19 protein-coding genes are annotated in these 20,723 nt (G+C 63.5%); 7 read left to right on the forward strand and 12 right to left on the reverse strand.

Going from position 1 to position 20,723, the window contains the following annotated elements; translation table 11 throughout:
* Positions 1–65: 65 nt before the first annotated feature.
* Positions 66–479 (forward strand): peptide-methionine (R)-S-oxide reductase MsrB, encoded by a 414-nt coding sequence (msrB, locus tag V6767_RS01630; RefSeq protein ID WP_230719021.1) that lies wholly within the window; start codon positions 66–68, stop codon positions 477–479.
* A gap of 461 nt (positions 480–940) precedes the next feature.
* Here the strand turns inward: msrB and V6767_RS01635 are convergent, their stop codons facing one another.
* Both V6767_RS01635 and V6767_RS01640 read right to left on the reverse strand, forming a co-directional pair.
* A complete protein-coding gene (locus V6767_RS01635; RefSeq protein ID WP_448471806.1) occupies positions 941–2,215 on the reverse strand; it encodes a hypothetical protein in 1,275 nt (424 codons plus the stop codon).
* 10 nt (positions 2,216–2,225) lie between these two features.
* Complete coding sequence (locus V6767_RS01640; RefSeq protein WP_448429839.1) at positions 2,226–2,597, reverse strand: response regulator; 372 nt, start codon at positions 2,595–2,597, stop codon at positions 2,226–2,228.
* A 134-nt stretch (positions 2,598–2,731) separates the two neighbouring features.
* Here V6767_RS01640 and V6767_RS01645 point away from each other — a divergent pair, with 134 nt between their 5' ends.
* The 3 genes from V6767_RS01645 (at position 2,732) to V6767_RS01655 (ending at position 5,064) form a co-directional block, all read left to right on the forward strand.
* Complete coding sequence (locus V6767_RS01645; protein ID WP_448471807.1) at positions 2,732–3,028, forward strand: DUF3572 domain-containing protein; 297 nt, start codon at positions 2,732–2,734, stop codon at positions 3,026–3,028.
* Positions 3,025–3,684, forward strand: a complete 660-nt coding sequence (locus V6767_RS01650; RefSeq protein ID WP_448471808.1) for a hypothetical protein — start codon at positions 3,025–3,027, stop codon at positions 3,682–3,684. The genes V6767_RS01645 and V6767_RS01650 overlap by 4 nt, the downstream gene beginning before the upstream one ends.
* A gap of 69 nt (positions 3,685–3,753) precedes the next feature.
* Positions 3,754–5,064, forward strand: a complete 1,311-nt coding sequence (locus V6767_RS01655; protein ID WP_448471809.1) for a DNA polymerase IV — start codon at positions 3,754–3,756, stop codon at positions 5,062–5,064.
* A 254-nt stretch (positions 5,065–5,318) separates the two neighbouring features.
* On the opposite strand, the gene xsc is transcribed toward V6767_RS01655, so the two are convergent.
* The 6 genes from xsc to V6767_RS01685 all read right to left on the reverse strand — a co-directional run bounded on the left by xsc (position 5,319) and on the right by V6767_RS01685 (position 12,062).
* Positions 5,319–7,100: a sulfoacetaldehyde acetyltransferase gene (xsc, locus tag V6767_RS01660; RefSeq protein ID WP_448471810.1), complete on the reverse strand. Its 1,782-nt coding sequence runs from the start codon at positions 7,098–7,100 to the stop codon at positions 5,319–5,321.
* A 12-nt stretch (positions 7,101–7,112) separates the two neighbouring features.
* Positions 7,113–8,504, reverse strand: a complete 1,392-nt coding sequence (locus V6767_RS01665; RefSeq protein WP_448471811.1) for an NAD(P)/FAD-dependent oxidoreductase — start codon at positions 8,502–8,504, stop codon at positions 7,113–7,115.
* A 12-nt stretch (positions 8,505–8,516) separates the two neighbouring features.
* Entirely contained in the window at positions 8,517–8,900 is a 384-nt protein-coding gene (locus tag V6767_RS01670; RefSeq protein ID WP_448431503.1) for a nuclear transport factor 2 family protein, read from the reverse strand.
* A 37-nt stretch (positions 8,901–8,937) separates the two neighbouring features.
* Positions 8,938–10,278 (reverse strand): TRAP transporter large permease, encoded by a 1,341-nt coding sequence (locus V6767_RS01675; RefSeq protein WP_448471812.1) that lies wholly within the window; start codon positions 10,276–10,278, stop codon positions 8,938–8,940.
* On the reverse strand, positions 10,278–10,835 hold the full coding sequence (locus tag V6767_RS01680; protein WP_448471813.1) for a TRAP transporter small permease: 558 nt from the start codon (positions 10,833–10,835) through the stop codon (positions 10,278–10,280). The genes V6767_RS01675 and V6767_RS01680 overlap by 1 nt, the downstream gene beginning before the upstream one ends.
* 225 nt (positions 10,836–11,060) lie before the next feature.
* Complete coding sequence (locus V6767_RS01685; RefSeq protein ID WP_448471814.1) at positions 11,061–12,062, reverse strand: TRAP transporter substrate-binding protein; 1,002 nt, start codon at positions 12,060–12,062, stop codon at positions 11,061–11,063.
* Positions 12,063–12,185: 123 nt separating this feature from the next.
* Here V6767_RS01685 and pdxR point away from each other — a divergent pair, with 123 nt between their 5' ends.
* Together pdxR and V6767_RS01695 are read left to right on the forward strand one after the other, a co-directional pair.
* Positions 12,186–13,667 carry a MocR-like pyridoxine biosynthesis transcription factor PdxR gene (gene pdxR, locus V6767_RS01690; protein WP_448471815.1) on the forward strand — a complete coding sequence of 494 codons (1,482 nt, stop codon included), beginning with the start codon at positions 12,186–12,188 and terminating at the stop codon, positions 13,665–13,667.
* Between the two features lie 74 nt (positions 13,668–13,741).
* Complete coding sequence (locus V6767_RS01695) at positions 13,742–14,473, forward strand: MOSC domain-containing protein (RefSeq protein ID WP_448471816.1); 732 nt, start codon at positions 13,742–13,744, stop codon at positions 14,471–14,473.
* A gap of 4 nt (positions 14,474–14,477) precedes the next feature.
* Here V6767_RS01695 and V6767_RS01700 read toward each other — a convergent pair whose 3' ends face one another.
* Positions 14,478–16,136, reverse strand: coding sequence for an FAD/NAD(P)-binding protein (locus V6767_RS01700; RefSeq protein WP_448471817.1), 1,659 nt, complete (start codon positions 16,134–16,136; stop codon positions 14,478–14,480).
* Positions 16,137–16,289: 153 nt separating this feature from the next.
* Between V6767_RS01700 and ggt the strand changes: the two genes are divergently transcribed.
* On the forward strand, positions 16,290–18,092 hold the full coding sequence (gene ggt, locus V6767_RS01705) for a gamma-glutamyltransferase (RefSeq protein ID WP_448471818.1): 1,803 nt from the start codon (positions 16,290–16,292) through the stop codon (positions 18,090–18,092).
* A 252-nt stretch (positions 18,093–18,344) separates the two neighbouring features.
* Here ggt and nusB read toward each other — a convergent pair whose 3' ends face one another.
* The 3 genes from nusB to glyA all read right to left on the reverse strand — a co-directional run bounded on the left by nusB (position 18,345) and on the right by glyA (position 20,706).
* Positions 18,345–18,812: a transcription antitermination factor NusB gene (nusB, locus tag V6767_RS01710; protein WP_448430960.1), complete on the reverse strand. Its 468-nt coding sequence runs from the start codon at positions 18,810–18,812 to the stop codon at positions 18,345–18,347.
* A gap of 107 nt (positions 18,813–18,919) precedes the next feature.
* The gene (nrdR, locus tag V6767_RS01715; protein ID WP_018067664.1) at positions 18,920–19,402 is read right to left on the reverse strand and encodes a transcriptional regulator NrdR; all 483 of its coding nucleotides are present in this window, start codon (positions 19,400–19,402) and stop codon (positions 18,920–18,922) included.
* The gene (glyA, locus tag V6767_RS01720) at positions 19,402–20,706 is read right to left on the reverse strand and encodes a serine hydroxymethyltransferase (RefSeq protein WP_448471819.1); all 1,305 of its coding nucleotides are present in this window, start codon (positions 20,704–20,706) and stop codon (positions 19,402–19,404) included. Before glyA ends, nrdR begins: the two co-directional genes overlap by 1 nt.
* Between the last annotated feature and the right edge of the window lie 17 nt (positions 20,707–20,723).

Here is a 20,723-nt window from a genome sequence, read left to right on the forward strand (position 1 = left end):
TGAGCCTACGACACATCTATCGCTACAGACAGCCATTAAACGTGAAAAACCGTTGGAGCGCGACTTTGACAGACATCAATAAACAGAAAAATCCGGCAAGCGAAGAAGAATGGCGCGACAAATTGACGCCGGAGCAGTTTCACATCCTGCGCGAACATGGCACCGAACGCCCCTTTACCGGCCCTTACTGGGACAGTTTCGAAATCGGCACCTATTACTGCGCCGGTTGTGAGACCCCGCTGTTCCGTTCGGACACCAAGTTCGATGCCGGCTGCGGCTGGCCGAGCTTCTTCGAGCCGGTCAGGAAAGACGCGGTGATCGAACTGCGCGATGATTCGCTCGGCATGGTGCGCACCGAAATCCGCTGCGCCACCTGCGGCGGCCACCTCGGCCACGTCTTCCCCGATGGCCCGAAGCCCACCGGCCTGCGCTATTGCATGAACGGCCATGCGATGCATTTCGTGCCTGACGAGAAGTAGCCCACGCTGCCCTGCCTGACGGCGGCTCTCTGCGCCCTCGATCCCGTAAAAAGGATGATTGAGGGCGTAACCTTATGTTTTTTCGGGGATTTACGGCGAAACCGCAACCGGCTTTCGCGCCGCTTTCTTGTATATTCGACAGCGCTAACACGAGAGCGACCGGCCAACGGAAACGGCACGAGGAAGCCTGTTACCGTCGGCCGGCCGACCCCACGAGACCAGGAGATGCGGCGGACCTGAGCATCATGGGGCAACTGCTTAAAGCAGCTAAAGTAAACTTGAACGCACACAGAAAATAATCAACCGTTTTTAACGGTTCGCGCTCAATTCAGTCTATTTTATGGTTAATTACGTGAACTCTATTCGATTAGATCATCGAACGGGAAAGTGAAGTTCGCTTTTTATGTCAGGCAGCGGGCCAACAGAGCGGCTCGCTGCATCCAGCAATGCTCCGAGGGGCTTTACCCCACTTCCATCAGCGCCGATTTGAACACCGGGATATCGTCGCCATCCGCCGAGCCGAGCAGCCCCGCGCGGGCGCGTTCGTCGGCGATCTGCCGCCAGCTTGCATCCAGCATGGCGTGCAGCGCATGAATTGCATGCTCGGCATCATCCCTGCCCCGGTCCGGATATAGGATTGCAAACAGACCTGCCTCGACATGGCTCGCCGCCTCGCGGCCGCGCAGGTGGTAGCGGATCAGCGATGCCACGGCCTGCGCACTCTCGTCGGCCACGCTTTCGGGTACCCGCAGCACGCCCATGTAAAGCGGTTCTCCGGCCTCGCTCGCCTCGCGCTTCAGCGTGTTGAGCGCGCGGGCGAAGCCATCCGGCGCCAGAAGCCCTTCGCTGGCTTCGGTCGGCGGCGCGTCTGCGGCCGCATCGGTCATGCCGGCACCCATGGTCTCGATGAAGCGCTTGCGGCGCAGATGTAAGAGCGCCCGCAGCACCAGCTCACCGGTTTCGCCCGGCCAGTCCATGCAATCATCCGCGCTGCGGGCGGCATCGCTGGAGACGACCGACAACCCGCCCGGCTCGGACAGCGCGAACAGCGGCACGAAGCGCATGCCCGGCACGCAGCGAAGCTGGCCGCAGATCCGCATCGCGTCGGAAAGCTGAGGCCCTCCGTGAACCAGAACCAGATCGAAACGATGGCTCGCGGCCAGATACAGCGCCTCCGGCAGGTCTCCGGTCGCAATCGTGGTGGTCAGCGACAGCATGGATTTGAGGATATCCTGCCGCAGCGCCGCGTCCTCGGCGACCACGAGCACCTTCACATTGTCATCCGGCACGGGATCGGCCTGGGTGCGCACCGCTGCGCGCTCCCATGACCCCGCTTCCTTTTGCAGCGCATTGTAGCGCAGCAGCGCCGAAATCCGCGCGGCGGCGGCATTCAGATTGTGCTCCAGCCCGATGACGTCATCGGCGCCGGCGCGCAGCGCCGCCAGCCTGAGGCCGGCATCCGCCTTTTCCGGCGTGATGATCGCGACCGGAGCGGCAATGCCCGAATCATGTTCCTTCAGGATCCCGCAGCAGGAGAGCGCCGGCGCGGGGTCCTCGTCATCGACGGCAACAAGGATGAGGCTTGCTGCATTGACCGCCGCCATCATGCCGTCGCTGTCGGAAAAATCGGCCTGGTAGAAATCGATCGGCCACGAACTCAGCATCGCGGCGAGCGTCTGGGCCACAGCCCCCTCGCCGCCGATCAGAACGATGCTTTCTTCGCCGAAGCTGTTCACGGTCGTTTCCTCAGGCATCGCCCAGATAGGTTCTCACGGTCTTGATGAAGTTCGGCACCGAAACGGGTTTGGAAAGATAGGCATCGCACCCGGCCTCGCGGATGCGCTCCTCATCGCCGCGCATGGCGAACGCCGTGATCGCGACGATCGGTATTGTCGCCAATTCGGCATCGGCTTTCAAGCTGCGGGCGATGTCGATGCCGGAGCGCTCCGGCAACTGGATATCCATCAGGATGAGCCCCGGTTTGAACAGCCGCGCCAGCTCCACCGCATCGGCGCCCGTGCGGCTTTCCACCGCCTCGTAACCAGAAGCTTCCACCAGATCGCGAAACAGTTTCATATTCAAATCGTTATCTTCTACAATCAGAACCTGTTTCGCCATCTGACGCAATCCCCTGGCACCGGCCCATGGTCCGGCTTGCAACGCGCCGGTGAAACGCTAGAATCGCTCTCACCGAATTATGAGCGCATCATCGACCAAGTTTAGGCCGATTTGGTTAAGAAACGGAAATCCGCGTGCAGAATTTTCCCGATCCATCTGAAAATCCCTCGCGCGAGCATGCGCTGGCCGTCGAAATTCTGGTGTGGCTTTCCGGCGAGCCGGAGCTTTTGAACCGGTTTTGCGCGCTCACCGGAATCGATATCGGCGAATTGCGCGCGCTCTCGCAAAGTCCCGGCTTCGAAAGCGCCATGATCGGCTTCATCGCCGGGCACGAGCCGACCCTGATGGCGTTTTGCCAGGACTGCAACGTCAAGCCGGAAACGGTTTCCTATGCCTGGCAGAAGCTCGAATATGGCGGACAGGTCGATTGAAAACGGTAGACGTTGAACACGAGGATCTTTCCGGCCTGAAGATTGGCGACCGCCCTCTGGTGGTCGTCGATGTCGATGAGGTCGTGCTGCAATTCCTCGACCCGTTCAAGGCCTTCCTGAAAGCGAACGACCACGAACTGCTGCTCGAGACCTTCAGCCTGAACGGCAATGTGACCTCCCTTGCCACAGGCGAGAAAATTCCCGATGCTGATGTCGGCGCTTTCCTGTCGGCATTCTACGACGCCCAGGAGGAATGGCAGGAGCCGTTCGACGCCGCGCGCGAAACGCTCGACGGCCTCGGCGACATCGCCGACGTCCTGCTACTCACGGCCATGCCGCCGCGCCATCGCGCCGCGCGCCGCCGCTTGCTGTCCCGCTACGGATTCGGGTTTCCGCTGATCGCGTCGGAGGAACCGAAGGGCGAGGTGTTGAGCGCGCTTTGCAGCAAGGACCCGCCGGCTCTGATCTTCGTGGACGACATGCTCTACAATTGCAGATCGGTTGCAAAATCCCTGCCGGACGCACTCACCATCAACCTGCTGATCAACGACGATTATCGCGCGATGGCGCCGAAGACCGAGGCCCCCTCCGTGGTCGCGACCGGCTGGGACCATGCCGACCGGCTGATCCGCCGCCACATTGCCGAAAACGGTTGATCGCCATCGCGCCGCTCCTTGCCTTACTGCAGTCCCGGCGGTAATTTCGGCTGTTCAACCTTTGTTCTGATGGTCATGGCCGAAACGACGCCCACTCCGGAAGCCTTGTGCCGCGATTGCCTGAAGGCGACCGCGGGCGCGGCGCGTCGCTGCCGCCATTGCGGTAGTCCCCGGCTGTTGCGCCATGACGAACTGCACACACTGTCGATCGCCCATATCGATTGCGATGCTTTCTACGCCGCGATCGAGAAGCGAGACAATCCCGAGCTTGCCGACAAGCCGCTGATTATCGGCGGCGGCAAGCGCGGCGTGGTCTCCACCGCCTGCTACATCGCCCGAATCAGCGGCGTGAAATCGGCAATGCCGATGTTCAAGGCGCTGGAGGCCTGTCCGGATGCGGTGGTGATCCGCCCGAACATGGAAAAATACGTCGCCGTCGGTCGCCAGTTGCGGGCGATGATGCTGGAACTGACACCGATGGTGGAACCGCTCTCGATCGACGAGGCCTTTCTCGATCTTTCCGGCACCGAGAAACTGCACCGGGCAAGCCCCGCCGTCACGCTCGCCCGCTTCGCCAAGCGCGTGGAGGCCGAACTCGGCATCACCATTTCCATCGGCCTATCCTACTGCAAATTCCTCGCCAAGATCGCTTCCGACCTCAACAAGCCGCGCGGTTTCTCGGTGATCGGCGAGGCGGAGGCCAAGAGCTTTCTGGCCGACAAGCCGGTCGGCATGATCTGGGGCGTGGGCAAGGCGTTTACCGAAACGCTGAAGCGCGACGGCATCACCACGATCGGCCAGTTCCAGACCATGGAGAAGAACGAGCTGCTGCGCCGCTACGGCGTGATCGGCCCGAGGCTCTACCACCTCGCCCGCGGCGAGGACACGCGCTCCGTCAAGCCGGAACGGGGAACCAAGAGCATCTCCAACGAGACCACGTTCAACACCGACATTTCCGACCTTGAGGAGCTAAGCGCCATCCTCAGGCGCTTGAGCGAAAAGACCGCCCGCCGCGCCAAGGCGGCCGGCTTTGCCGGGCATACGGTGGTGCTGAAACTGAAGACAGCGGACTTCAAGATCCGCACCCGCAACCGCCATCTGAGCGCGCCGACCCAGCTAGCCGACCGGATCTTCTCCAACGGGCTTTCAATGCTGAAAAACGAGACCGACGGCACGAAATACCGCCTGATCGGCATCGGCATTTCCGACCTCTGCGACCCCGCCACCGCCGACCCGCCCGACCTCGTCGACCCGGGCGCCGCCAAACGCGCCGCAGCCGAGGACGCCATCGACCGCCTGCGCGGCAAGTATGGTCTGGCGGCGGTGGAGACGGGCTATACGTTTCGGCCGGAAAAGCCGAAGCAGGATAGTCGTGATTGACTTTATGCGGCGGAGCGTTCTGGCCGAAACGAACTGGACGTCAGCTACCGACCCAGCGCCGAGCGACAACCCCTCAGCCCCAATCTCCCCCCTTGAGGGGGAGATGTCGCGAAAGCGACAGAGAGGGGTAAAGGGCGCAAGCCCTAAAAGCCGCAAGCTCCGAATTTGCCGATAAGGTTCACCCCTCTCTGCCCCTGTCGGGGCATCTCCCCCTCAAGGGGGAGATTGTTTTCTGCTTGGCCTCAGCCTGACACTCAGGCAGCACCCTTCTGCGGGCGCATGTCACTGGCATCGATGCCGGCGACGACGACGGGCTTTTTCATCGCGTCGCGGCGGAAGGGTTCGCCGAGTTCCTGGTTGAGGAGCACCTCGATGAAGGTGGTTTCCTTGTTCTTGAGCTGCCGCTCCACGGCCGCCGTCAGCGCTTCGGTGAGCTCCTGCTGGCTGCGGACCTGGACGCCGTGCGCGCCGCAGGCCTTGGCGATCGCGGCATAGGAGGTGTCACGGTCGAGCTCGGTGCCGACGAAGTTGTTGTCGTACCAAAGCGTCGTGTTGCGCTTTTCCGCGCCCCACTGATAGTTGCGGAAGATCACCATGGTGATCGCCGGCCAGGGGTCGCGACCGCAGGCGGTCATCTCGTTCATGGAAATCCCGAATGCGCCGTCACCCGCAAAGCCGATCACCGGCGTATCCGGGTTGCCGATCTTGGCGCCGAGGATCGCGGGGAAGCCGTAACCGCAGGGACCGAACAGGCCGGGCGCCAGATATTTCCGGCCCTTTTCGAAGGTCGGATAGGCATTGCCGATCGCGCAGTTGTTGCCGATATCGCTGCTGACGATCGCCTCCTTCGGCACCGCCTGCATGATCGCGCGCCAGGCCTGGCGCGGCGACATCAGCTCCGCGTCGCGGGTGCGCGCGCCGGCATTCCATTCCGTGCCCGGATCGTCATCCTCGTGATCGAGGCTCGTCAATTCCTGCGCCCAGCGCGACTTGGTCTGGGAGACGAGATGCTTGCGGTCCGCGCGCCCGGCATCGCCGGCATTGGCGGAAAGCCCGGCCAGAATGCCGCGCGCCACCTTGCCCGCATCGCCCTGGATGCCGACGGTCACCTTCTTGGTGAGCCCGATGCGCGACGCATTGATGTCGACCTGGATGATCTTCGCATCCTTCGGCCAGTAATCGATGCCATAGCCCGGAAGGGTCGAGAACGGGTTGAGGCGGGTGCCGAGCGCCAGCACCACATCGGCCTTGGCGATGATCTCCATACCGGCCTTGGAGCCATTATAGCCGAGCGGGCCCATGGCCAGCGGATGCGAGCCGGGGAAGCTGTCATTGTGCTGGTAATTGCTGCAAACCGGCGCATCGAGACGTTCGGCAAGCTGGATCAGATCCGGGATCGCGCCGGACAGCACGACGCCTGCGCCGGACAGGATCACCGGGAACTTCGCTTCGGAAAGCAGTTTCGCGGCCTCGGCAACCGCCTGTTCGCCGCCCGCCGGACGCTCGAAGGCGACAACCTGCGGCAGGTCGACATCGATCACCTGGGTCCACATGTCTCGGGGAATATTCATCTGCGCCGGCGCGGAGTTGCGCCAGGCTTCCATGATCACCCGGTTCAGCACTTCGGGAATGCGCGAGGGGTCGCGGACCTCTTCCTGATAGCTGACGCAATCGGCGAAAAGCCGCATCTGCTCCATTTCCTGAAAACCGCCCTGCCCGATCGTCTTGTTGGCGGCCTGCGGGGTCACCAGCAGCAGCGGCGTGTGGTTCCAGTAGGCGGTCTTGACCGGGGTCACGAAGCCGGTGACGCCGGGGCCGTTCTGGGCGATCGCCATCGACATCTTGCCGGTGGAGCGGGTGAAGCCGTCGGCCATCAGGCCGGCATTGGTCTCGTGGGCGCAGTCCCAGAAGGTGATGCCGGCCTTCGGAAACAGGTCGCTGACAGGCATCATGGCCGAGCCGATAATGCCGAATGCATGCTCGATCCCATGCATCTGCAGGACTTTGACGAAGGCTTCCTCGGTGGTCATTTTCATCGGTATTTTTCCTTATTTCCGCTCGTCACGGTAATGATAGAGTTGATAGAGGCCCCATTGTCCGAGCCGGCGGAAGGGCGTTTTCCAGCCCTCGTGTTTCAGTTCATTGCCGTAGATCGGCAGGTCGGGGATCGGCTCGCCGGCAACGAGCTGCGCCATGCGGCGGCCGGCCATCGCTGAATACATCACCCCGTTGCCGCCATAGCCGAGCGAATAATAGGCGCCGGGCAGATCCGGCATGCCGGTGATGCGCGGCATCATGTCGTGGGAGACATCCACCCAGCCCCACCAGCTATAGTCGAGCTCGACATCGGCCAGCACCGGGAACTTGCGGGCAATGGCATCGCGAAGCCCTTTCAGATGCGCCGGATTGGAGGCATCGCGGCCGGTGATCGCGGCGCGCGAACCGATCTGCAGCCGGTTGTCGGGCAACAGGCGGTAATAGTTGCGCAACGTGCGGGTATCGGTCAGCGGCGAAAGCTTCTTGATGCCCACGGACTTCAGCTCATCCTCGGTCAGAACCCTTGTGACGACGCTGTTGGACATGATCGGCAACAGCCGGTCCTTGACCCGCGGATGCAGGCCGCGCGGCGCATAGGCGGCGGTGGCAACCGCCACGCGCTTCGTCCGCACCGTGCCGCGCGGGGTCTTCAGATGGTGGACGCCGTCCTTGTATTCCCAGGCCTGAACCGGGCTGTCGGTATGTACCTTCGCGCCCAGTTCGCGGGCGACCCGCAGATAGCCGAAGGCGAGCCTCGCGGCATGGATGCCGGTGCCATCCGGCTCCCACATCGCGCCATGGGCCTCCATGTCGCGGGCGACCGTCTCATGCAATTCCTCACGGGAGAGCATCCGCGCGCCATAACCGAACTTGTCGTTCAAAAGCCGCGTCTCGGCCTCCAGCGACGGCATCGCGCTCGCCTTGTGGGCGATGTAATAATGCCCGCCATCCTGTGGTTCGCAGGCGATCGCGTGGTCGCGCACCAGCCCGCGAAACAGATCGAAGGCCTCGACCATCTCGTCGTGCAGCGCGCGTGCGGTCGGAAGATCCCAGCGCTCGATCCACTGGCTGCGCTTCAGCCGGCCGGCGCTGATCTGCGCCTGCCCGCCATTGCGGGTGGAGCAGCCATAGGCAACACCATTCGCCTCCAGCACGGTCGCCGTGATGCCGTGCATCTTGGCAAGGTGGATCGCGGTCGAAAGCCCGGTATAGCCGGAGCCGATCACCACGGCGTCGACATCCATGTCGCCGGTCACGGGCCCGTCGTCCTCGGGCGTTTCGCCCGCGGTGCCGATCCAATAGGTCGGCGCGTAATCGCTGCCCGGGCCGAGGGTGCGGTCGGTCAGGGGATCATAATGCGGATCGAAGGGCTTCGATCCCAGGCGTTTTGCGTTGACCTGCATGATCGTCTCACATCACTTGGCGGGTATTGCAGGCCGCTGCTTGCGGATCGCCTGCTTCTCGACAATCTGGCCGTCCCTGATCCGGAACAGGTCGACGCCCTGAACCTCGGTCCGGGTGCCGTCGGGATTGGTGGCGCGGAAGGTCCACTGGCTGACGCCGCGGGTGCCGTCCTCCGACAGGAAATGGCTGTGATCGGCCCACTGGACGTCCGGCATCGCGGTCCAGACCCCGACAAAGGCCTTGGCGATCGCCTCCTTGCCCTCGATCCGGTTGCCGTACTCATGATCGCCGGCAACGGTGAAGAACACGCAGTCATCGGCGAAATGGGTCATCACCCCGTCGATGTCGTGGCGGTTGAAGGCGTCAAACGTGGCCTTCAGATCGTCGGCGGACAGTTTCTTGTTATTTGCAGTCATGGAAGTTTTCCTTGCCCTAGTAGCCCATCATCCGCGGCAGCCAGAGAGAGATTGCCGGGAAGCTTGCGATGATGAAGATTGCGATGACCGAGGCGATCGCGAACGGGATCGCCCTGAGGCTGATCCGCTCGATCGAGATCCCGGAAATGCCGGATGCGATGAACAGGTTCTCGCCAAGCGGCGGGGTCTGGAAGCCGACCGAAAGCGTGCAGATCATCACGATGCCGAAATGGACCGGGTCGATGCCCATCATGTAGGCGACCGGCAGCATCACCGGCACCAGGATCATGATCGCCGCCAGCGTTTCCATGAACATGCCGATGATCAGCAGCAGGCCGATGACCATGGCCCAGATCACATAGAGATTGTCGGTGAGCGAGAGGATGCCGCCGGCAATCACGCCCGGCACATCGTTTTCCACCAGTATCCGACCGAAGATCGTGGCCGCGAACAGCACCAGCAGCACGCGACCGGCAAGCCAGGTCGTGGTGTCGAGCGCCTTGATCACCTGACGGACATCGAGTTCGCGATAGATCACAGCGCCCACGAACAGCGTGTAGAAGATCGCGACAATCGCGGCCTCCGTCGGCGTGAAATAGCCGGAATAGATGCCGCCGAGGATCACGACCGGGGCAAGCAAGGCCCAGAAGCCGTGATAGCCGGCGCTGGCAACGCGCCGCAGCGAGAACGGCTCGTCGGAACCGTGGAAGCCGCGGATCCGGCAGCGGATATAGTTCATGGTCAAAAGACCGCCCGCCATCACCACGCCCGGCAGGACGCCCGCGATGAACAGCTTGGAGATCGACACCGACTGGAACACGCCATGCGCCTCGACCGCTTCCGGCGGCGGCTGCATGCCCATGGCCGAAATGCCGAAGATCACCATCGGGATCGAGGGCGGAATGATGATGCCGAGACCACCCGCCGCCGCTGTGACCGAGGCCGCATAGCCGGGACCGTAGCCCTGACGCGCCATCGCCGGGATCATCAGCATGCCGACGGCGGCCGTGGTTGCAGGACCAGAGCCCGAGATCGCGCCGAAGAACAGGCAGGCCATCACGGTCGCAGCGCCCAACCCGCCGGTAAACGGGCCGGCAAGGCTCTCCGCGAAGGCGATCAGCCTGCGCGACAGACCAGCGGCTTCCATCAGTGCGCCGGCGAGGATGAAGGCGGGCAGCGCCATCAGCGGGAAGGAACCAACCGAAGACCATGCCATCTGCACCATCTTGATCGGGTTGTCGCCGAGATAGAGCATGGCGATCAGCGAGGCTACGCCGAGCGCCACGGTGATCGGCGCGCCGAGGATCAAAAGGCCGAAGAACGCGCCGAACAGGATTTCAATGAGCCAGCCGTCCATCAGGGGTGCCTCCGCTCATAGGCGCGCTGCTCGTCGGCGGCGAATTCCATCGCGGCCTCCACGCTCGCCTTGTCCGGATCGGCCGGGTCGATGCCCATCACCAGTTTCATGTAGTTGACCTGAAGGATGCGGATCGTCATCAGCGTGAACGCGATCGGCAGCGCGAGATAGATGTAGCGCATCTCCCAGCCCAGCGTCTGGGCCTTCACGAACGGCTTCAGGCGGCCGATGAAATCGATCGATTCGATGATGAAAACGACGTTGAAGGCGATCCAGAACGCATCGCCGATCGCCTCGACAATGCGGGCCTTCTTGCGCGACATCGCGTTCAACTGGAAGGTGACGCGGTTATGCGCGGCGATCCGCGCCGCATAGGACGCGCCGAAATAGGCGAACCAGACGAACAGGATGACCGAAAGCTCCTCGATCCAGGTGATCGAGAAACCGAACAACTGGCGGGCGACGATCTGGACGAACAGAAGCGTCACGAACACGGCCAGTAGCACACGGCACACATGGCTTTCGAACTTGTCGACAAACGACCAGAATGCGGACATGGCAACCTCGGGAGGATTGGCGTGGACGGCGATGGCGGGAGGGGCGCGGGGCATGCCAGCGGCAGTTGCTCAAGCGCATCCCCTCCTCGGGTCACCCTCGGGCTTGACCCGAGGGTCCAGGCAGTGCTTTCCGAGTGGCCTGGATGCTCGGGTCAAGCCCGAGCATGACGCGGAGAGGGAGACGAGCCTTGGCGGCGACGGACAGCGCCCGGCGCCCCTCACCCATTACTTCGCCGGTTCGCGGCCGAGCGAGGTCAGCACGTTGTCCAGCACGTCCTTGCCGCCGATCTGATCATAGAACTTCGGCCACACGGCCGTGGTGGCGAGATCGATGAATTCCTGCTCGTTATTGGCCGGATCGGTGATCTCCATGCCGCGGCTGACGAGTTCCTCCTTGATCTTGCTTTCCTCGGCCCGCAGGAATTCCGACGAGGCCTTGGTCGCGGCTTCGCCTGCCGCCAGCACCTGCTGCTGCTCTTCTTCCGAAAGGCTTTCAAACAGTGCTTCGGAGATGATCAGCGGCTCGATCGAGAAGATGTAGTGCAGGTTGGTGATATACTTCTGCACCTCGTCGAACTTCATCGCATAGACGGTCATGTAGGGGTTGTCCTGGCCGTCGACGACCTTCTGCTGAAGGGCCGCGAAGGTTTCGCCCCAGGCCATCGGCGTCGGGTTCACGCCCCAGCTCTTGTAGGTCTCGATCATGATCTCGTTCTTGGGAACGCGGATCACCAGGCCCTGCAGATCCTCCACGGTGGAAACCGGCCGTTTGGAGTTGGTCAGCACGCGGAAGCCGGAATAGGCCCAGCCGATGATGCGCACGCCGGCATCCTCGATGGTCTGCTCGATCATCTGCTGGCCGATCTCGCCCTGGGTAAGCTGCTCGGCGTCATCCTGGCTGAGGATCACATAAGGCAGCGTCAGCGTGCCGACCGACGGCGAGAACGGGGTAATATTGTTGATCGCGAGGATCGAGAAATCGAGCGTCCCGGTGGCAGCCGCCGTCACGGTGTCCTGCTCGTCGCCGAGCTGGCCGTTGAGGAACAGCTTGCCGGTCATTTCACCGCCGGACTCCTGCTCCAGCGCTTCGATGAAAGCAAGGCCGAGCGCTTCCTGCGTGCCGCCCGCGCCGTCGCCCACGGCAATGCGGTATTCGGTTGCGGCGGCCGGCAGGCTCAGCGCGAGCGCGGCCACGGCGCCGGTCACAAAACGGGTGAGAATGGTCATGTGTAGTCCCCTACTTTTGGATTAGTGCGCCGCTTGATTGAATTCGCGGTCGCTTGACGGCCGTCAAGATTGCAGCAAGCGCGGTTCCGCGATATGTCCAGTTTGCAGCTTCGTTAGGTCCAGATGAAAAACACGATCGCAGCCGAGAGCATTTTCCTGCGCGCCGCCGACGCGTCGACCCTGCAGGGGCGGCTCGCGGCAGCCCTTGTGCGCGCGATCCTGGAAAGCGGCGCGCGGCCCGGCACCCGCCTGCCGTCGAGCCGCAAACTTGCCGAAGCGCTGGGCCTCTCGCGCATGACGGTGACGCTGGTCTATCAGGAGCTGGTCGGCCAGGGTTATCTCGAAACCCTGCCGCGCTCGGGCGTCGCGGTCGCCGCCACCGCGCCCCATCGCGGATTGAAAGTCGCCGGCGCGACGGCGGGCGACGCTTCGCTTGACTGGTCGCAATGGCTTGCCGACCATCCGCCGCCACGGCGGGTGATCCGCAAGCCGGCGGATTGGCGCAGCTATCGCTATCCCTTCATCTACGGCCAGCCCGATCCGCGGCTCTTCGATCACTACGCCTGGCGCGATTGCGCCCGCCGCGCGCTTGGCAGCCGCGATTTCGGCGATCTTTCCACCGATCGCTACGGCAACGACGATCCGCTGCTGATCGACTATATCTGCTCCAACACCCTGCCCCGGCGCGGCATCCATGCCCGGCCGGATGAGGTGCTGGTCACGCTCGGCGCGCAGAACGCGCTCTATATCGCGGTGGAGCTTCTTTGCCGGGCCGACCGGCGGGCCGTGACCGAGGAGCCGGGCTACCCCGATATCGCCGAGACGCTGCGCCGCTCACAAAGCCCTGTCACCTTCCTGCCGGTCGATTCGCTCGGCCTGAATCCGGAAACGCTGCCGGAGGATACGCGGTTGGTGATGATCACGCCCAGCCACCACATTCCGACCGGTTCGACCATGCCGCTCGGCCGCCGCCAGGATCTGCTGAACCGCGCGGCCGCCCAGGATTTCGTGATCGTCGAGGATGATTATGATTTCGAGATGTCCTATCTCGGCCCCTCCGCCCCGGCGCTGAAATCGCTCGATACCGAGGGCCGCGTTCTCTATATCGGCAGTTTCTCGAAGTCGCTGTTTCCCGGCCTCAGGATCGGCTATCTGGTGGCGCCCGCCCCGCTGATCGCCAAGGCGCGGGCGCTGAGGACGATGCTGCTGCGCCATCCGCCCGGCCACCTGCAGCGCATCACCGCCTATTTCCTGGCGCTCGGCCATTATGACGCCCATATCGTGCGGCTGCTTGGCGCGATGGTGAAGCGGCGCGCGGTTCTGGATCAGGCGCTTGCGAAAAGCTGCCTCACGCTCGAAAGCGCGGCGGTGGCCGGCGGGGCGAGCGTGTGGCTGAGAGGCCCCGACGGGCTCGACAGCGCAAGGCTCGCCGAGGAGTTGAAGGCAGACGGCGTGTTGATCGAACCCGGCGCGGTGTTCTTCGAAAACCCGCCCGAGCCCTGCCCGCTTTTCCGGCTCGGCTACGGCTCGATCGATTCCAGCGATATTCCGCGCGGGATCGAGCTGATCGATGCGGCGGTAAAACGGGCGCTGTCGGGTCGGTGATTTTTGAGGCATGAAGGGAACCAACAGGCTACGGTCGGGTTTCGAACAGGCTGAAAACCACGAAAGAGGGCAGAATGGAGCCGCTTGGCGAAATCATTGAAATCTGGCGCTACCCGGTCAGTTCGCTCGGCGGAGAGCGATTGACCTCCGCCGTGCTCGGCAGCGATGGCATTGCCTTCGATCGCGCCTGGTGCATCTGCGATGCCGAAACCGGAGCGCCCGCAGCCCCCGAAAAAGAATTGCGCTGGCGGCCCGCCCTGTTTCTCAGCGCCAGACTTGGCGAGGACAACCGGCCGGAGATCGGCTTTCCCGACGGCGGACGGACGGGCGTGGACGATGCAGGGCTTGCGGAAAGGCTCGCCGCCCATTTCGGCTTCGCCGTCGAGGTGCGACCCTACGCGCGCAACGCCGATGATTCCGGCCCGGTTGCCGTCAACCGCTATCTCCCTTCCCCGATCCACCTGGTCACCACCGACGGATTGAAGCACCTTGCCACCCTCGCCGGGACCGACGATGTCTCAAGCCGGCGGTTCCGCCCGAATGTGGTGCTGAAGACGCCGGGGCTGGCGGGCTTTCCGGAAAAGGAGTGGATCACACAGAGGCTGCAACTCGGCAAGGCGCTGATTGTCGGCTTCGAGGAAACCCGCCGCTGCGGCATGACGATCGCGCCGCAGCCGGAGATCTCCGAAAACGCCGATATCCTGCGCTCGCTGCTGCGCCACAACCGGCGCAATTTCGGCATCTACTGCACGATCGAGCAACCCGGCTTCATCGCAACCGGCGATATCGCCAGCCGCGCCGCCTGAGCCGTCAGGCGGCCGTCAGCGCGCCCTCGGCCTCGCTTTCGAGGATCGCGGCTGAAATCACGTCGCCGATGTCGCGAGCCGAGGTAATGCCCTGCACGAAGGGCAGCTTGTGCAGCAGGAAGGAGATCGAACCGCAATAGAGGTTGCGCGAGAGGTTTTCGGTGAAGATCGGGCGGAAGGCCGCATCAAGATCGACGCCGCCGGTGCGCACCATTTCCTCCGCCATAAGACTGCCTCGCGTCGAAGCCGGGCTGACCACGCCCTGGGCAACCAGCGTGGGGAAGGGCAGATCGCGGGCCGAAAGCGAGCTCTGGCCGGTCGCGTCGATAAAGGCGTCGAAGCCCAGCTCCTGCCCCGCAAAACGCACGACGGCGCCGCGCTGAACGCTCTCATTGTCGATCTCGGCATCATCGCCGATGGCGCGGACCTCAAGCTTGCCGGCGCGGTGGAGCGCCAGCAGCCTGCGGATGGAATCATGCGGTACGGTGGCGTAGTCATCAACGAAGACGGTCTTGAAGTGCCTGTGGAAGCGCTCGAGATCGGCGGCGTCCAGATGCGGAATCGCCTTTGCGATCACCTCATGCATGCGGAGAATCGCATAGCGCCACTCGACTGTATACCGGCGCTGCTGGTTCATCTCGGCTTCCGCGAGGTTGCGCGCAGCGAAGGCGAACGGATCAGCCGTCTGACGTTCGTGGAAATAGGCCGGCGCCAGCGTTTCGACCGACAGCATGGAAAGCCCGATGCGTGCGGCATAATCAGGATCGGCGAGCGTCAGCTCCTGCCTGAAAAGCTCGAAAATGGCGTCCAGCAACCCGTGTTCATGGGTGGCGATCAGCCGCTCGATCGCCTCCTCGGTGCAAAAGACCAGCGGGCGATAGGGAATTTCGCAGTAGAAATCCGCTTCCGGCAGAATGCCCTTTCGCGACATCATCGTCGCGTGGAAGCCTTCCGTATCGGCATGCGGCTGATATTGCAGATCGCCCTGATCATCGAGCAGAAAACCGCCATGGGCGGTCGCGACCGTGATCAGCGCATCGATGCCGCTAAGCGAGGTGCCAAGTATGCCGACCTTTGAGGCCGGGATCGACTTCAGCGCCGGCGCGGGCCAGGGCGAGACGAAATAGCCCGGACGGGTTTCGGTCGCCTCCGGCCAGTCATGGCCGGTTGCCAGCACCACATGATCGAAAACCGCCTTTTCGTAGTCGCCGGCCGGCGTTTCCACCGTCAGTTCGATAGCGTCGCGCATCAGCGCGATGTCGGACACGCGATGCGCGGCCTTCACCGCGATCCTGTGGCCGTTTTCGCGCCCCTGCTGAACGAGCCCGAAAAACTGCGCTTGAAGATACTCGCCGAGCACCACGCGGGTGTAGAAGGTGCGTTCGGCAATCGCGTCGCGGGCGATGCCGAATTCCTGGAGCGCATCGTCGTCCTGGCGGCGCAGCCAACCGGTCAGGGTCTCGCAGATCGGCGGAATTTCGATGCTGGCGATATTGGAAAGCATCGCCCGGTCATTGATGTGCGGCTGGTAGGGCATGCCCTTACCCGGCATGTCCTCGCGCTCGAAAATCGTGATCTCTAGCGGCGCATGCTCGCCGATCAGCCCCTTGAGCGTGTAGATCCCGGTGGGGCCGGAGCCGATGATCGCGATTTTGGAAGACATTGAGGAGAACCTCTGGAGAACTATCACTACTATAACAGTCGAGCGTCCCCATAAGTTCCCGCTTTGCCGCAGCCTTCCTTGACGCGGCCGAGTATTTCTGGCGCACTCTGCTCAAGCTTGCGCGCATCAAGCGCAGAAAGAGGAGACAGGGGAATGATGAGATTGATTGCGGGCAGCGCTTTCGTTGCGCTGTTGACTGTTCCGGTCGCGGCCCAGCAGGCTGCCGACTCGGTTGCCCCGGAAATCGGCACGACGGAGGCCGGCTTTTCCGCCGTCTCGCCCGAGGTCGAAGCGGCCCTTGCCGCCAAGGCGGAAGGCAGGCCCATAGAGGCAGATAAATGGATGGTGGCAGCCGCCAATCCGCTTGCCGTGGAGGCCGGCGCGCGGGTGCTCGCCGAGGGCGGCAGCGCCGCCGACGCCATGGTCGCGGTGCAGGCGGTTCTGGGCCTTGTCGAACCGCAATCCTCCGGCATGGGCGGCGGCGCGTTTCTGGTCTGGTATGACGCCGCAACCGACCGGCTGACGACGCTGGACGGCCGCGAGACCGCGCCGCGCGCGGCGACGCCGAAACTGTTCCTCGATGACAATGGCGAGCCGCTTCAGTTCTATGATGCCGTGGTCGGCGGCCGCTCGGTCGGCACGCCCGGCACGCCAATGCTGATGGAGGCGGCGCATGAGCGCTGGGGCAAGCTCGAATGGCAGAGCCTGTTCGATGATGCGATCGCGCTCGCCGAAGACGGCTTCGCCGTTTCGCCCCGCCTTGCCGGCCAGATCGCCGACGACAGCGAACGGCTCGGCCGCTTCACCACCACCGCTGATTATTTCCTGCCGGGCGGCGAGCCGCTTGCCGCGGGCACCCTGCTCCAGAACCCGGCCTATGCCGAGACGCTGACGGCGCTCGCGGCGAATGGCGCCGAGGCCTTCTATTCCGGTTCGATCGCCGAAGACATCGTCGATACCGTGCAAGGGGCCGAAGGCAATCCGGGGCTGCTGGCACTGGAGGATCTCGCCGCCTATCGCGTGGTCGAACGCGAGCCGGTGTGCGTGGCCTATCACAGCTATGACGTCTGCGGCATGGGCCCGCCCTCCTCCGGCGCGCTCACCGTCGGCCAGATCTTCGGGCTTACCGCCGACAAGAACCTCGCGTCGCTCGGGCCGGACAATCCGGAAAGCTGGCGGCTGATCGGCGACGCCTCGCGCCTCGCTTTCGCCGATCGCGGCCGCTACATGGCCGACACCGATTTTGTGCCGATGCCGCTGAACGGCCTCGTCGCGCCGGATTATCTGAGGATGCGCGCGAAGCTGCTCGATGGCGACAAGGCTCTGGAGACGGTCGAACCCGGCCTCCCCGCCTGGGACCACGCCATGATCCGCTATGGCGATGGCACCGCCATCGAACTCCCCTCCACCACCCAGATCGTCATCGTCGATGCTGAGGGCAACGCGCTTTCGATGACCTCAACAATCGAAAACGGCTTCGGCAGCCGGCTGATGACCAAATCCGGCTTTCTGCTGAACAACGAGCTCACCGATTTCTCCTTCGCCACCCATGACGAGGCCGGCTATCCGATCGCCAACCGCGTGGAGCCCGGCAAGCGGCCGCGCTCGTCGATGGCGCCGACGATCGTGATGAAGGACGGCAAGCCGGCGCTGGTCATCGGCTCGCCGGGCGGAAGCTCGATCATCGGCTATGTGGCGCAGGCCGTGATCGCCTATCTCGACTGGGACATGAACGTGCAGGAGGCCGTCGCCATGCCGCACCTCCTCAACCGCTTCGGAACTTACGACATCGAGGCCGGAACCGATGCGGAGGCGATGGCAGGGCCGCTAGAGGCGATGGGATACAAGGTGAAGATCGGCCCGCAGACGTCCGGGCTGCAGGCGATCGCCATCGAGGACGGCATGCTTTACGGCGGTGCCGATCCGAGACGCGAGGGCATCGCGATCGGGGAGTAACAGCGACGCCCCGGCAACCGGCGTCGACGATTGAATATGGGACCCGAACCTTGCTCCCAATACTCTCTCCCGCTGGCGGGAGAGATGCCCCGAAAGGGGCTGTGAGGGTGGTTCAGCGTTTCAAATCGTGAGGGCGTTCGCGGGGATGGTCTCCCCCCTCACTGTCGCTTTCGCGACATCTCTCCCCTCCGGGGCGAGAAGATCGGGGGCTATGCGGCGCCGTTTGCGGAGATGATACGCAGTCTGTCAGGATCAGTTGGCGTTGGGCTGGCCGCGTTCGCGGCGGGCTATGCGGTCCAGCACCGCGTGAACGAGCTTGCCCTCTTCGCCTTCGAAAAAGGCGGTGGCGATCTCGACATATTCGGTGACGATGACGGCGGTCGGCACGTCGGGCTTGGTGACGATTTCGAAAACGCCGGCGCGCAGAATGGCGCGCAGCGTCGAATCGAGCCGCGACAGCGTCCAGCCTTCCGAGATCGCCCCGGCGATCATCGGGTCGAGGGTCTTCTGGTCCTTGACGACGCCGGTGACGATCGCGCGGAACCAGGCCGGATCGGCCTTCAGATAGGTGTCGCCGTCGACTTCCTTGCCGAGGCGGTAAACCTCGTATTCGGCCAGCACGTCGGCAAGCGCGGTTCCGCCGATATCCATCTGGTAGAGGGCCTGAACGGCGGCAAGGCGTGCTGCGCCCCGCTGGTTGGCGGTCTTTTCCGTGGTCATGATGCTCCTCGCAATCCTGTCAGGATGCGGTCAGTAATTTCGCGCGACAGCGCTCGTTGTGCCGCTAAACCATGGGCGCAGGCGGCTTGCAAGTGTTTTGCTGAAATTCAGTCGTGCTGGACGCCGGTTTCGCGCGCGATCTTGGCCGAGAACTCGGTGATGATCTCCTCGAAATCCTCCGTGGTGGAGAAATCGCGGTAGACCGATGCAAAGCGGACGAAGGCGACGTCATCGAGGTTTTTCAGCGCTTCCAGCACCAGAAGGCCGATTTCCTCCGACTGCACTTCCGGCTCGCCCGAGCTTTCCAGACGCCGGACGATGCCGGAGACGGCCCGCTCGATGCGTTCGCGCTCGACCGGGCGCTTGCGCAGCGCGATCTCGAAGGAGCGCACCAGCTTGTCGCGGTCGAACGGCACCTTGCGGCCGTTCTTCTTGACCACGACGAGCTCGCGCAGCTGCACGCGCTCGAACGTGGTGAAGCGCCCGCCGCAATCCGGACAGACGCGCCTGCGGCGGATGGACGTGTTGTCCTCCGCCGGGCGCGAATCCTTGACCTGGGTATCAGGCGAATTGCAGAACGGGCAGCGCATCAGCCCATATAGCCATACATCGGGAAGCGCGCGGTGAGGTCGACCACCTTGTCGCGCACGGCAGCCTCGACGGCGGCATTGCCCTCGTCGGAATTGACCTGCTTCAGCCCGTCGAGCACCTCGACGATCAGCGAACCGATCTCGGCGAATTCCTTCTCGGTGAAGCCGCGCGTGGTGCCGGCCGGCGTGCCGAGACGGACGCCCGAGGTCACGAACGGCTTTTCCGGGTCGAAGGGAATGCCGTTCTTGTTGCAGGTGATGTAGGCGCGGCCAAGGGCGGCTTCCGCGCGTTTGCCGGTGGCGTTCTTCTTGCGCAGGTCGACCAGCATGGAATGGTTGTCGGTGCCGCCGGAGACGACATCGAGCCCGCCTTCCATCAGCGAGCCGGCGAGCGCCCGGGCGTTCTTCACCACCTGCTCGGCATACTGCTTGAATTCCGGCTGCAGCGCCTCGCCGAAGGCAACGGCCTTGGCGGCGATGATGTGCATCAGCGGACCGCCCTGCAGGCCGGGGAAAACGGCCGAATTGACCTTCTTGGCGATGTCGGCGTCATTGGTCAGCACCACGCCGCCGCGCGGACCGCGGAGAGACTTATGGGTGGTGGTGGTAACCACATGGGCATGCGGACATGGAGACGGGTGCACGCCGCCTGCGACCAGACCGGCGATATGGGCCATGTCGACCATGAGATAGGCGCCGATCGAATCGGCGATCTCGCGGAAACGCTTCCAGTCCCAGATGCGCGAATAAGCGGTGCCGCCTGCGATGATCAGCTTCGGACGATGCTCTTCCGCCTTCGCAGCCACCTCGTCCATGTCGATGCGGTTGTCGTCCCTGGAAACGCCGTAGGAGACGACGTTGAACCACTTGCCCGACATGTTGACCGGCGAACCATGGGTCAGGTGACCGCCCGAATTGAGATCGAGACCCATGAAGGTATCACCCGGCTGCAACAGCGCCAGAAACACGGCCTGGTTCATCTGCGAACCGGAATTCGGCTGGACATTGGCGAATTCGACGCCGAACAGCTTCTTGGCGCGCTCGATCGCCAGTTCCTCGGCGATATCGACGAACTGGCAGCCGCCGTAATAGCGCTTGCCCGGATAGCCCTCGGCATATTTGTTGGTCATGATCGAGCCCTGAGCCTCGAGGACGGCGCGCGAAACGATGTTCTCGGACGCGATCAGTTCGATCTCGTGACGCTGACGACCGAGTTCCTTGCCGATCGCATCGAAGATATCGGGATCGGTGTCGGCAAGCGAACGGTTGAAGAAGTTCTCGGTAAACGCGGTCTGACTGGTCATCGCGGGCTCCTCAGGGT

Source organism: Martelella sp. FLE1502 (assembly GCF_053484255.1).

What these genes read in the sequence shown, in the direction of transcription:
- V6767_RS01640 (WP_448429839.1), bottom strand. Translation starts at nt 2,597, where the DNA reads ATGGCGAAACAGGTTCTGATTGTAGAAGATAACGATTTGAATATGAAA.
- V6767_RS01655 (WP_448471809.1), top strand. Translation starts at nt 3,754, where the DNA reads ATGGTCATGGCCGAAACGACGCCCACTCCGGAAGCCTTGTGCCGCGAT.
- xsc (WP_448471810.1), bottom strand. Translation starts at nt 7,100, where the DNA reads ATGAAAATGACCACCGAGGAAGCCTTCGTCAAAGTCCTGCAGATGCAT.
- V6767_RS01665 (WP_448471811.1), bottom strand. Translation starts at nt 8,504, where the DNA reads ATGCAGGTCAACGCAAAACGCCTGGGATCGAAGCCCTTCGATCCGCAT.
- V6767_RS01675 (WP_448471812.1), bottom strand. Translation starts at nt 10,278, where the DNA reads ATGGACGGCTGGCTCATTGAAATCCTGTTCGGCGCGTTCTTCGGCCTT.
- V6767_RS01680 (WP_448471813.1), bottom strand. Translation starts at nt 10,835, where the DNA reads ATGTCCGCATTCTGGTCGTTTGTCGACAAGTTCGAAAGCCATGTGTGC.
- V6767_RS01685 (WP_448471814.1), bottom strand. Translation starts at nt 12,062, where the DNA reads ATGACCATTCTCACCCGTTTTGTGACCGGCGCCGTGGCCGCGCTCGCG.
- pdxR (WP_448471815.1), top strand. Translation starts at nt 12,186, where the DNA reads ATGAAAAACACGATCGCAGCCGAGAGCATTTTCCTGCGCGCCGCCGAC.
- V6767_RS01695 (WP_448471816.1), top strand. Translation starts at nt 13,742, where the DNA reads ATGGAGCCGCTTGGCGAAATCATTGAAATCTGGCGCTACCCGGTCAGT.
- V6767_RS01700 (WP_448471817.1), bottom strand. Translation starts at nt 16,136, where the DNA reads ATGTCTTCCAAAATCGCGATCATCGGCTCCGGCCCCACCGGGATCTAC.
- ggt (WP_448471818.1), top strand. Translation starts at nt 16,290, where the DNA reads ATGATGAGATTGATTGCGGGCAGCGCTTTCGTTGCGCTGTTGACTGTT.
- nusB (WP_448430960.1), bottom strand. Translation starts at nt 18,812, where the DNA reads ATGACCACGGAAAAGACCGCCAACCAGCGGGGCGCAGCACGCCTTGCC.
- nrdR (WP_018067664.1), bottom strand. Translation starts at nt 19,402, where the DNA reads ATGCGCTGCCCGTTCTGCAATTCGCCTGATACCCAGGTCAAGGATTCG.
- glyA (WP_448471819.1), bottom strand. Translation starts at nt 20,706, where the DNA reads ATGACCAGTCAGACCGCGTTTACCGAGAACTTCTTCAACCGTTCGCTT.